At 31.3% G+C, this 12,745-nt stretch carries 11 protein-coding genes; 8 read left to right on the forward strand and 3 right to left on the reverse strand.

Annotated features, from left to right (window positions below):
- The first annotated feature begins 84 nt into the window (after positions 1–84).
- Positions 85–294 (forward strand): hypothetical protein, encoded by a 210-nt coding sequence (locus tag ACREV6_RS14655; protein WP_431578785.1) that lies wholly within the window; start codon positions 85–87, stop codon positions 292–294.
- Between the two features lie 125 nt (positions 295–419).
- Here the strand turns inward: ACREV6_RS14655 and ACREV6_RS14660 are convergent, their stop codons facing one another.
- Positions 420–1,907 carry a DUF1343 domain-containing protein gene (locus ACREV6_RS14660; protein ID WP_431578786.1) on the reverse strand — a complete coding sequence of 496 codons (1,488 nt, stop codon included), beginning with the start codon at positions 1,905–1,907 and terminating at the stop codon, positions 420–422.
- 241 nt (positions 1,908–2,148) lie between these two features.
- The gene (locus ACREV6_RS14665) at positions 2,149–3,864 is read right to left on the reverse strand and encodes a M3 family oligoendopeptidase (RefSeq protein WP_431578787.1); all 1,716 of its coding nucleotides are present in this window, start codon (positions 3,862–3,864) and stop codon (positions 2,149–2,151) included.
- A 385-nt stretch (positions 3,865–4,249) separates the two neighbouring features.
- Between ACREV6_RS14665 and ACREV6_RS14670 the strand changes: the two genes are divergently transcribed.
- The 7 genes from ACREV6_RS14670 (at position 4,250) to ACREV6_RS14700 (ending at position 11,325) form a co-directional block, all read left to right on the forward strand.
- Positions 4,250–4,456: a hypothetical protein gene (locus tag ACREV6_RS14670; RefSeq protein ID WP_431578788.1), complete on the forward strand. Its 207-nt coding sequence runs from the start codon at positions 4,250–4,252 to the stop codon at positions 4,454–4,456.
- A 493-nt stretch (positions 4,457–4,949) separates the two neighbouring features.
- Positions 4,950–6,530, forward strand: a complete 1,581-nt coding sequence (locus ACREV6_RS14675; protein WP_431578789.1) for a sodium:neurotransmitter symporter family protein — start codon at positions 4,950–4,952, stop codon at positions 6,528–6,530.
- Positions 6,531–6,728: 198 nt separating this feature from the next.
- Positions 6,729–7,142, forward strand: a complete 414-nt coding sequence (locus tag ACREV6_RS14680) for a hypothetical protein (protein WP_431578790.1) — start codon at positions 6,729–6,731, stop codon at positions 7,140–7,142.
- A 333-nt stretch (positions 7,143–7,475) separates the two neighbouring features.
- On the forward strand, positions 7,476–9,056 hold the full coding sequence (locus tag ACREV6_RS14685; RefSeq protein ID WP_431578791.1) for a sodium:neurotransmitter symporter family protein: 1,581 nt from the start codon (positions 7,476–7,478) through the stop codon (positions 9,054–9,056).
- A 429-nt stretch (positions 9,057–9,485) separates the two neighbouring features.
- On the forward strand, positions 9,486–10,415 hold the full coding sequence (locus ACREV6_RS14690; protein WP_431578792.1) for an FAD:protein FMN transferase: 930 nt from the start codon (positions 9,486–9,488) through the stop codon (positions 10,413–10,415).
- Entirely contained in the window at positions 10,402–10,797 is a 396-nt protein-coding gene (locus tag ACREV6_RS14695) for a NusG domain II-containing protein (RefSeq protein ID WP_431578793.1), read from the forward strand. The genes ACREV6_RS14690 and ACREV6_RS14695 overlap by 14 nt, the downstream gene beginning before the upstream one ends.
- 24 nt (positions 10,798–10,821) lie before the next feature.
- The gene (locus ACREV6_RS14700; RefSeq protein WP_431578794.1) at positions 10,822–11,325 is read left to right on the forward strand and encodes a Gx transporter family protein; all 504 of its coding nucleotides are present in this window, start codon (positions 10,822–10,824) and stop codon (positions 11,323–11,325) included.
- Positions 11,326–11,911: 586 nt separating this feature from the next.
- On the opposite strand, the gene rnfB is transcribed toward ACREV6_RS14700, so the two are convergent.
- Entirely contained in the window at positions 11,912–12,742 is an 831-nt protein-coding gene (gene rnfB / locus ACREV6_RS14705) for an RnfABCDGE type electron transport complex subunit B (protein WP_431578819.1), read from the reverse strand.
- Positions 12,743–12,745 lie beyond the last annotated feature (3 nt).

A 12,745-nucleotide genomic window follows, 5' to 3' on the forward strand; every position in this document is an offset into this window, starting at 1 on the left:
TCTTAATAACATTAAAGCTGTTTAAAATATCATATGAAAAAGAGTGATAAAGGGGACTAATTAATTTCGAATTTTATATATCTCATGATAAATGCAGAGGATTTGATAGTAGAGGTTGGGTTTAGGTTTAGGGTTATGCCATGTCAGATTGGTATCCATTGTGAGCTAACTATTTTTTCTTGGATTATGCTAACAAAAGTATATATTGCGCAGAATGCATTTGAACAAGCTTTAGTAATTCAAAATTTATTTTATTTGCAGGTGCGTAAAGAAAAATGCATGTCTGAGCGATAGCGAGTTTGCATTTTTTAGCAACTGTAAATAAAATAAATTTTAGAATTACTTAGCGACGTGAGAGCATTCCAGCAGTATATACTTTTGTTATAGCATAATCCAAGAAAAAAGCGTTAACTCCAGATTTATTCGTAAATTAAATACTTTTGTCGCTCCTTTTTAAATTCTTCCAAATCCAATTTATAGGTGGCTTCTATTTGCTGAGGCGTGTATCCTTTTTCTAAATACATCCCAATCTTATCCGTACCCATGATTTTATCAAACATTACAATGGTTGTACCGCTTTTAGGTACTTTGAAATTATTTAACAAATGTGCACGTGCAAGAGTGTATATGCCTGTTTTAGCTGGGTTAAATAAACGATAATCGGTTATCAAAAGTTTTACACCACCAGAACTTCCTCTATTTTTAGCAATAAATTTTACACCAGGTAGTTTATCGTCGTTTAATAGCTTTGCGTACTTATCTGAGTTAATACCGGGTCCACCTACCCATTTAAAGAAGTCGTCTTGATAAATAGAAGTTTCTGATCCAAGACCAGTAGCAGAATAACCAAACACTGAAGCAATATCTGGAATGTATGGAGAACTTTGAACCCATTTTAATTTTGTATCTTCAAAAATCATATCTCTGCTATAGCCTTCCATAGGTATAACAGTTAGGTTAGCACTAATTTTACGATTGAAAAAATTAGCTAATTCACCAACTGTCATGCCATGACATATGGGCAGATTATCTACTCCAACAAAGGTTTTATATTTATCCTCAAGCACTGGGCCATCAACAATTTTCCCACCCAATGGGTTTGGCCTATCTAAAACAATAATTGGTTTATTATACTGCGCAGCAGCTAGCATACAGTAGTTTAATGTTGAGATGTAAGTATAAGAACGCGCACCAATATCTTGAATATCAAAAATAAGTACATCTATGTTTGATAGCATTTCTTTAGTAGGCTTTCGAGTATCTCCATAAAGGCTATAAACAGGAATATTTAAGCTTTGGTGAATATAAGATTTTACATAGTCACCAGCCTTAGCTTTACCATCAATGCCATGCTCAGGACCATATAAAGCTGTAAGTTTTGCGCCTTTATAATTAGATAGTAGTGTTATTATATTCTCACCTGAACTGTTTACCCCAGTCTGATTTGTAATAAGTCCTATTTTTTTGCCCTCTATAAGTTCACTATGCTTTGTGAATAATAATTCATCCCCAAGTTTAAAACTAGGGATAATAAAAGGCATTGCAACAGCCGAGGATAATCTATTACCATTTAATGCTTGTACACCATTTTCTATATTTAAAAAGTAGTTTTCATTTAAATTATAACTCTTTTTAAGTGGAGATATTTTTACTGATTCCAAATCTTCGGATAAAGCTAAGACAGTATCTAGCTTAATACCTTTTGAATCAGAAACCCAAATGTTTTCATCCGTGATAGTTTTTTTATCAAGGCTTGTGTTAAATTTTATAGTCCATACTTTATTTATATCATTATTTTGTTTTGAGGATAAGAAAATATATTTTTCAGTAGAAAAAGTTGGACTGGTGGAAACCATGAAAATACAGGAAAATAGTAAAAATACAAATATTTTAAAATTGCGTTTCAATATGAAAACCTCCTTGGTTGTATCTGCTTATAAATAACAATTATACAATAAATAAAAATTTATGGAATATTACTTTAAATTGATTATATTATATTTTTATAAATTAGTATATAAAAAGAGGGCTATCAAAGATAAAATTCATGAGTTCTTTAATCACTTAATAAAAAAAAAGCACTATGAAAACTTATTTAAATTCAGTAAGTTTTCATAATGTTTTTTTTAGTTTTTAAGAATATATTGTTTATTTCAAAGTTTCAAGTTCTTTTGATACAAAGTCCATTAAGTCTTTTATTATTTCTTCAGAAAAGTCAAAACGTATTCCTGCAGCAGCATAAACCTCTGGAAGAGGCTTTGAACAGCCAAGGGATAATGCGTTTTTATAAGCTTCAATAGCTTTTTTAGGATTTTCTTTGTAGTTTTTCCAAACTTGAAGGGCACCTAATTGAGCAATTGCGTATTCAATATAGTAGAAAGGTACCTCGTATATGTGGAGCTGATTTTTCCATCTATGTTTAAGTACATCTTCAAAACCAGTAAAGTCTACAGAAGAATAAGTATATTCTTTAGCAATTTCAGCAAATTTATCATTTCTTTCCTTAGAAGTAGCCTGTGGATTTAGATAAATCCAATGTTGAAATTTATCAACGGTTATACCCCAAGGTAAGAATTTAATTATTCCTTCAAGCTTTTCACGTTTTGCTCTTTTTAAATCACTATCATTTTTATAGAATTCATCCCATTTATCCATAGTGATAAGCTCCATACTCATACTTGCAAGTTCAGCAGATTCACTTGGCACATTCCTATAATCAGAAATTTTCATATCCGCACATAACATATTATGAACAGAGTGGCCACCTTCATGAGCTAAAGTTACTACATCATCATGACTCTGCGCACCATTCATAAAGATAAATGGAATTTTAGATACTGGGAAGTAGTCACAAAAACCACCAGGAGATTTAGCTTTTCTGCTTTTTAAATCTAAAGTTTCTTGATTTTTCATGCGTTTTAAAGTATCTGAAAAGAATTTATCTGTTCTTTCAAACATTCTTATTACACCATCAATAAGTTCTTCAACAGTATTATATGGCTTAAGAGGAAGCTCGTTTTTTTGTACAGCATCAATATCCCAAGGCTTATATGTATCGATATTAAGTTCTTGCTGATGCTCTTTTTGAATTTTCACGCTGAGTGGAACTACATATTTAAGTACAGATTCATGGAATTTGATGCAATCCTCTGGTGTATAAGAAAATCTTTCTAAATCCTTAAATTTATAAGATCTATAGTCGCTAAGACCAGAATTTAAAGCTTTTTTATGCCTAATGGCCACTAGTTTATCCATAATATCATCTAAAGGAGCCACATCTTGGAGTCGTCTTTCTTGAATTAGCTTCCAAGCAGTTTCACGTATAGTTCTATCAGCATCTTTTAAATATATAGCCATTTGAGGAAGAGTTTTTTCTTCTCCTTGCCACATTACTGTTATTTTTCCAGTAATGTCATAGTAATCAGTGGAAAGTTTATCTTCTTGTATTCCTAGTTCTACATTTTCTTCACGGAAAAGTTCCATAGCATTTACCTTTTTTTCAATGAGAATATCGTACTCACTGTTAAGTGCTGCTCTAAATTTATTATTATAGAAAAATTTATCAAATTGATCTTGATAGTTATTTAATAGTGGGGAGAGTATTTGTTGATCATAGGTAAATCTAGCTTTTATTTCCTCATTGTCATTATGACATTGAAAATTAGCATAATCCTTTATAAGAACCTCGCTAATCTCATCTTGAATAGTATTTAAATCTAGAAGCCATTGTTCTAAAGCGGTGGCAGAATCAACTTTTTTATTTAGCATTGTTTTAAAACATTCCTCTAACTCATCATGTTTATCCATGGAAGTTATAGCTTCTTTAATGGTTTTAAGATCAAAGTTATTTAATGTATTTTCCATAAGGTTACCTCCTAGTATTCATTTAGGGAACAAAACAATTAACAATTATTTAGTTCCTATTATTAAAACTAATTATTGATAAATTATAACATATATTGTTTATATTTGCATATCACTTATAATTGTTTTTTATATTATTAATACATATTTTATTAACATGAGTTAAAAACATTTATTCGATAATAATAGGAATTTAGTGTTTTTGAAGAAAATTTATTATTTTATTAATACATTAAAAATTTAAAATTGGGAAGTCTATAAGTATAATATTAGTAACCAAATAGTATAGGTTTTTCATAAATTTTAAAAATAGAAAGTGAGGTGAATACTGGTTTTAAATTTTAAATGTTTATAAATATTTAGATTTAAAAAACCAGGAATATCCATGGATTATTCAAAAGTAAGAGAAGTTAATGGAATGGACCACGTTGGAGATGTAGGAGTTGCAAAAAAAGGAATTATAGATTTTCTTTCTGGTGAGGACATATATAAAGATTCAATACCACAAGATAGACTTAATTCCTATAAAAAAGGTCGTGAGATAGCGGCAGAAATTGAAAATCTTTTAAATGGAGACCAAAGAGCATATTAGAATTAAATATATCAAAAAAAAGCACAGGATTTAAATTCTGTGTCTTTATTTTCATATTTTCATATACACTTTCACATAAAGTTAGAAAATAAGTAGGTTTATCTAGAATCCTAAATAATTATGGGTCTGATTCAATATAACAGAGAGCGTATTTAGTAGAAAATGACTTATTATTGTTAAGAAAATGTCATTAACTATCATTTTTTTAATTCTTACAAAATTACCATTGAAAATTTTATAAATTTATTTAAGCATTTATTTAGAGTTTTTGCATGAAATAGTTAAAAATTCACTTGTATAATGAGAAACTTCATGGTGATACAGTTATAGCAATTTGAAAACATGCATTTTAAAATATGTATTGATTTAATAAATTAAAAAAATAAAATGAAAAACATTTAACAATGCTTGCAATTATCTGAAAAATTTGATAATATAATTTTATGAATAATTAACATAATATTAATAAAAATAACACAAGAGGAGGCAATTAATGGCTAAAAAACGAGAAGAGTGGGGATCCAAGATTGGAATGATTCTAGCAATGGCAGGGAATTCAGTTGGACTTGGTAATTTTTGGAGATTTCCATATCAAGCTGCAAAAAACGGTGGCGGAGCTTTTATGATCCCCTATGTATTGGCACTTATTTTAATAGGAATTCCGTTAATGTTAGTAGAATGGATGATGGGAAGACTTGGTGGAAGATATGGACATGGTACTGTAGGTTTTATGATTTATATTCAATCAAGAGACAAGATTAAGCCACGACGTGCGATTGTTTTAGGCTCTATATGTGGAATGATAGTTATTGGGGTTACACTACTAGTAAATTCATATTACAATCACTTGATAGGATGGACATTAGGCTATGCAGTTTTATCTGCTACTGGTGGATACTCGGATATGGCTGTAACCACAACACAGTTTTTTGCCAACTATATACAAAATCCCGCTTATGTATTTACTTTCTGGATCATTAGTTTAGCAATTCTAGGACTAGCAGTTACAAGAGGGATTGAAAAAGGTATAGAATCTTGGGCAAAATTAATGATGCCTACTCTCTATATATTTGGATTTGTATTAATTTATAAAGCATTAACAATAGGATCGCCAGTTAATCCAGATTGGTCCGCTATAAAAGGGTTGGATTATCTTTGGACTCCAAGATGGCAAGATTTGAGTTTTAAAGGAGCACTTGCAGCAGCAGGTCAAATTTTCTTTACGTTGTCACTAGGCATGGGAATAATTCAAAACTATGCTTCGTATTTAAAGAAAGATGATGATATTGTAGCTTCAGCAATGACAACAGTATCCTTAAATGAATTTGCAGAAGTAATACTGGGTGGAAGTATTGCAATACCAATTACTTATGCTTTCATGGGTGTAAAAGGGTTGGGTTCGGGAGTAGGATTATCTTTTATGTCTCTACCTAATATTTTTAGAGTTATGGAGGGTGGTAGAGTAATTGGAACACTATGGTTTATGTTACTATTCTTTGCTGGATTTACTTCTGCTATTGCTATGTATAATTACTTAGTAACAATTTTAGAAGAAGGCATGGGAATGGCAAAGAAGAAGGCAGCGTTAATGGTTTTCGTAGGATATGTAGTAGTTGGACTTCCAGTTGCTTTAGAACCAATAATTACCAAAACTGCTGAACTTGCTTATTTCACAGAACTTGATAACTGGGTTGGTAGTTATTTATTGGTTATAATGGGTCTTATAGAAATAATCGTAGCTGGTTGGCTCATGAAAGATAATGCATTAGACGAGATAAATCGTGGATCTTACTGGAAAGCACCAAAATGGATTTATAATGTTATGATTAAATTTGTAACTCCTGGAGTAATAATAATTATCTTAATTGGATCAACTAAAGCATACATTGAAGAAGGATATTTTAAATTTGTACCAAGTTTTGTAGCAAAGACGCCAGAGTTAATTCCCTGGGTAAATGGTGCAAGAATGGTTTTGGTTGTGATATTTATAATAGGATTTATTGGAACGTATAAGAGTTTAAAAGCTGTTTATGGTGAAGAAATTGTGCAAAATAAGGTTCTTATAAGAAAATAATAAACAGTATATACTTTGGATAAATACAAGTAGGAAATAATTAATAATTGTTTCCTATTCTAAAAAAATACAAGGAGGAAGAAATATGAGTGGTCAAGCTTTGGCTTTTATGTTAGTAATGTGGTGTAGTATATTTGGAGCAGCAGCCCTTAGTTTAAGAACTGTATTAAAGAATCAATAAGAAAAGAGTGGAAATATATGAATATTGATGAAACTATAATTATGAGAAAAATTACTTTCTATTTTACAATTTTATGTGCATTGTTTTTAATGTTATCTTCACAATTTACTGGATTTGTTTTGCCTTTGTTATTTGTTCTACCAATATTTATGGGACTTATAGGAATTAAGAGAAGAAGAAAAAGCGGGTATTTAATAGCAATGGCAATAGTTCCTTTAGCTTTTGCTATTTCAGTGCTATGGATACGATATTCTATAAGTTTTTTTGCAGATAGAACTAACCAGATTGCTAAAATGAGTGCAGTTTATAACATATCAGCGACGTCTGCTGTAGCATTTAATATAATCTTTTTTTTATTAAGTATTCTAATGATTAGCTTGTCTGTAACAGTATTTATAAAATTGCGTAGACATAAAGAAATTTTCACATAATTTTATATAATGGGTTAAAATAAAAACGCTGAGATAAAGTCTCAGCGTTTTTATTTTATTATATTTATTATCTATAAGAATTGAAAGAGCAGATTGTTTTAAAACCTTTTTTAGTTTTTATTAAGTGTTAAAATTTACAAAAAATAAAAAATAAAAAATAAAAAATAAAAAATAAAAAATAAAAAATAAAAAATAAAAAATAAAAAATAAAAAATAAAAAATAAAAAATAAAAAATAAAAAATAGAAAATTTACAAATAGTAATATTACTATTTGTAAATAAATATATTATAAATAGAAATATATTAAAAAAAGAAAAGGAGGGAGGTTAAAAATGGTTGAAAAACGAGAAAATTGGGGTTCTAAAATCGGACTTATTCTTGCAATGGCAGGAAATTCAGTAGGTCTTGGTAATTTTTGGAGATTTCCATATCAAGCTGCAAAAAACGGTGGCGGAGCTTTTATGATCCCTTATGTATTGGCACTTATTTTAATAGGAGTCCCGCTAATGCTAGTAGAATGGATGATGGGAAGACTTGGTGGAAGATATGGACATGGTACTGTAGGTTTTATGATTTATATTCAATCAAGAGATAAGATTAAGCCGCGACGTGCAATTATTTTAGGTTCTATATGTGGAATGATAGTTATTGGAGTTACATTACTAGTAAATTCATATTACAATCACTTGATAGGATGGACATTAGGCTATGCAGTTTTATCTGCTACTGGTGGATACTCGGATATGGCTGTACCCACAACACAGTTTTTTGCCAACTATATACAAAATCCCGCTTATGTATTTACTTTCTGGATTATTAGTTTAGCAATTTTAGGACTAGCAGTTACAAGGGGAATTGAAAAAGGTATAGAATCTTGGGCAAAATTAATGATGCCTACTCTCTATATATTTGGATTTGTATTAATTTATAAAGCATTAACAATAGGATCGCCAGTTAATCCAGATTGGTCCGCTATAAAAGGGTTGGATTATCTTTGGACTCCAAGATGGCAAGATTTGAGTTTTAAAGGAGCACTTGCAGCAGCAGGTCAAATTTTCTTTACGTTGTCACTAGGCATGGGAATAATTCAAAACTATGCTTCGTATTTAAAGAAAGATGATGATATTGTAGCTTCAGCAATGACAACAGTATCCTTAAATGAATTTGCAGAAGTAATACTGGGTGGAAGTATTGCAATACCAATTACTTATGCTTTCATGGGTGTAAAAGGTTTGGGTTCGGGAGTAGGATTATCTTTTATGTCTCTACCTAATATTTTTAGAGTTATGGAGGGTGGTAGAGTAATTGGAACACTATGGTTTATGTTATTATTCTTTGCTGGATTTACTTCAGCTATTGCTATGTATAATTACTTAGTAACAATTTTAGAAGAAGGCATGGGAATGGTGAAAAAGAGTGCAGCCTTAATGGTTTTCTTTGGATATATAATAGTTGGTTTACCGGTTGCTTTAGAGCCAATAATTACGAAAACTGCTACACTCGCTTATTTTACAGAGCTTGATAACTGGGTTGGTACTTATTTACTGGTTGTAATGGGTCTTATAGAGATAATTGTGGCTGGGTGGCTCATGAAAGATAGTCCATTGGAGGAGTTAAATAATGGCTCTTACTGGAAAGCACCAAAATGGCTATATAGCGTTATGATTAAATTTGTAACTCCAGCAGTAATAATAATTATTTTAACGGGATCAACTATATCATACATTAAAGAAGGATACTTTAAATTTATACCAGATTTTGTAGCAAAAACACCAGAGTTAATTCCATGGGTAAATGGTGCGAGAATAGTTTTAGTATTGGTATTTATCATAGGCTTTATTGGAACTTATAGGAGTTTGAAAGCTGTTTATGGTGAAGAGGTATTACAAAATAAGGTTCTTATAAGAAAGTAATAATTATTATATACTCAATAGGAATACAAGGAGGAAGATATATGAGTGGTCAGGCGCTAGGTTTTATGTTGGTAATGTGGGGGTTAATAGCAGGTTTATCATTTGCCAGTTTAAGAGCTGTTTTAAAGAATAAATAAGAGAAATTTTGTGTTTATCGTAACATAAATTAACTATAGGTTTCGTAATGGCTAAAAACACTGAAATTTTGTTTCAGTGTTTTTAATTTGGACTAAAAAATTCTGCGATTCATGCTATAGTAAGAGATTTACTTAAAATATATATGGTATAATGTATTTAAAAATAAGCTAGGAAGGGTGAGGTATTATAATAAGTTCACGCAAAATATGGTATATAATTTTATTATTGTCCACTTCAATATTTTTAGTATCTTGCAAAAGTAATGCTAAGCCTGTTGAAAAAGAGACCTATATGATGGGGACAATTGTCCAATTAAAGGTTTATGGTAAAAATGCAGAAAAAGCCACGGAGAACGCCTTAAAAAGAATCAGTGATATAGAAAATAAAATGTCCGTTAATATTGAAACTTCTGAAATTACTAAATTAAATAAAAAAGCTGGGAATTCAGGGCAAAAACTTAGTCAGGATACTTACTGCGTAATAGAAAAATCAATTAAATATAGTAAATTAACAGGTGGCTCACTTGATGCAACAATAGAACCAATTGTAAAGCTATGGGGCATAGGTACAGATAAGGAGAGGGTTCCTTCCAAAAGTGAAATCGAAAAAAAGTTAAAGCTAGTTGACTATAAGGATATTGTTCTAGATAGTAAGAATTCTACCGTGAAATTAAGGCGATTTGGGCAAGCTATAGATTTGGGTGCTATAGCAAAAGGATATACAGCTGATGAGATAAAGAAAGTTTTAATTGATAATAAGATTAGCAGTGCACTTATAAATTTAGGGGGTAATGTTTTTGCTATAGGAAATAAACCAGATGGAAATAGCTGGAATATAGGAGTGCAGAATCCATTGGACACCCGGGGGCAATACTTAGGAACCATTAGTGTTTCTGATAAATCTATGGTTACATCAGGAAACTATGAAAGATATTTTATTGTGGACGGCAAGCGGTATCATCATATATTTGACCCTAAAACTGGATATCCATCGGAGGCGGGGCTTATAAGTGTAACAATAGTATCAGATAAGTCAATAGATGGAGATGCACTATCTACAAGTGCATATATATTGGGACTCTCAAAAGGATTCAAATTGATAGAGTCGATTAAAGGTGTTGATGCAATTTTTATTACAGAGGATAAAAAAGTACATGTTACTTCAGGTATTAAAAATAGTTTTAATTTGACGAATAAGGAGTTTACTTATGAAAAAAGGTGATAAAATAGTTGGAATTGTACTCTTGGTTATTGTATTAATAGCAGTAGGAGTAGTTTCAATATATAAAACTTCTATTAAGGGAACAGAAAATATTGCGGTTATTAAAAGTAATGGTAAGGTATTTAAAACTATTGATTTAAATAAGGTAGTTGAGCCACAGGAGTTCACTATAAAAATAGATAATAGTCATTATAATACTATACTAGTTAAACATAATGGTATTAGTGTTAAAGATGCAAATTGTTTACATGAAGAGTGTGTTAAAAGTGGAGAGATTTCGCAGCCTGGTGGGGTTATTGTATGTTTACCTAATAAACTTATGATTAGTATTCAGGGGAAACAAGTAAAAGAAAATAATTCCATTGATGCGGGGACATTCTAAAATGAAAAAGATGCAGGTGATAATATGAAAAAGACTAAAAAAATGGTTTTACTTAGTATACTCGTGGCAATAGCTTTGGTTATTTATCTGATTGAGGCTCAGATTCCAGTATTATTTCCAGGTATAAAATTAGGACTTGCTAATTCTATATCCTTGGTTGCATTAATTTTATTTGGCTGGAAGGAAGCACTTTTAATAATGATTTTAAGAACTGTGTTAGGTTCCATTTTTGGAGGCGGGTTATCAGCGCTTTTGTTTAGTATTGCTGGGGGATTGCTTAGTAATATAGTAATGATATTACTATACAAGTATCTTAGCAACGCACTAAGTCTACCGACAATTAGCGTATGTGGCGCTGTTTTTCATAATATAGGGCAGCTACTAGTAGCTGCCTTTATAATTAAAGATTTAAGAATTTATTTGTATTTACCAGTACTATTAGTTTCAGCTATTGTTACAGGGTATTTTATTGGAACTCTAGCTAGTGTACTAAAAAATAGATTAGAAAAAATATTAACATTAAAATAAAGAGGTCAGGAAATTTCTCCAGCGTGCCTTGCAAAAGAGCTCTAAACTTAAAATTCCATTAACAAATTCTAATCTTTTGCCAATATAAAATTCTCTAGCGCTCACACTTGCCATCCTGGCTCGGGTTCGCTAGCCTGCCGTCCTGGCAGGCTTACGAGAATTTTATATTGGCAAAAGAAGAATTTGTAAATGGAATTTTAATAGTTTTGTCGCTTCTTATTGCAAGTCACTCTGGAGAAATACTCTATTGTACTATTAATTGTTATGACGTCCTGGAAGGCTTACGAGAATTTTATATTCGCAAAAGAAGAATTCCTAAATGAAATTTCAATAGTTTTTTCGCTTCTTATTGCAAGTCACTAGGGTTAAATATCTTACCCTATTATTAATTTTTATGACGTCCTGGCAGGCTTACGAGGATTTTACATTCGCAAAGCAAGAATTTCTAAATCAAATTTCAATTGTTTCTACGTTTCATATTGCAAGTCACACAGGAAAAACTTTCTATCCTATTATTATGCATCGAAGGGAAACACACAAAAAAAGGTACTAAGATTTTATAATCTTAGTACCTTTTTAATTGAAACTATTTACTTACTGCCTCACTCATGGTTTCATGAGCTTTTAGCGGCTTTGAGATAGCTTTTGTTGGACACTTAGTAGCACATAGGCCACACTGTGTACATTTTTCAAAGTCTATTGTAGCTAGGTTATTAACCATAGTAATTGCTTCGGATGGGCAAACTTTTACACACATGGTGCAAGCGATACATCCAACGCTACAATTTTCTTTTACTGATTTGCCTTTTGATTTTGAGTTGCATTCAACAAGTACTTCTTGAGTAGCTGGAACTAGCTCTATTAAGTTTTTAGGACATACTTTAATACAAGCACCACAAGCTACACAATTATCCTTATAGACTACAGCGACGCCATCGATGATGTGAAGGGCATTGAATTCACAAGCTCTTACGCAACTCCCAAAACCCATGCAACCATCTGAGCAGGCTTTAGGGCCTTCACCAGGAGCAATAACTGCTTGGCGGCAATCTCTTACTCCATCATATTCATATTTCTCTTTTGCAACATTGCAAGTACCTTTACATTTAACAAAGGCAACTTGAGGATTCGTAGTTTCAACTGATAATCCCATTATTTCACCTATTTTTTCAGCAACAGAAGCTCCACCTACTGAACATAAATTTAAAGGTGTATCTCCCTCAACTACGGCTGCGGCATAAGCATCACAACCAGCATATCCACATGCACCGCAATTTGCACTAGGTAAGGCTTCTCTAACTAGTGGTACTTTAGGATCAACTGGTACATGAAATTTCTTGTTAGCATAACCAAGTACTACTCCGAATACTAGTCCCAAACCACCAAGGCTTAATACTGGGTAAATTAAATTGTTCATATC

The sequence above is a fragment of the Clostridium sp. genome (assembly GCF_050717515.1).
In the GTDB taxonomy this organism is placed as follows: Bacteria; Bacillota; Clostridia; order Clostridiales; family Clostridiaceae; genus Clostridium_AD.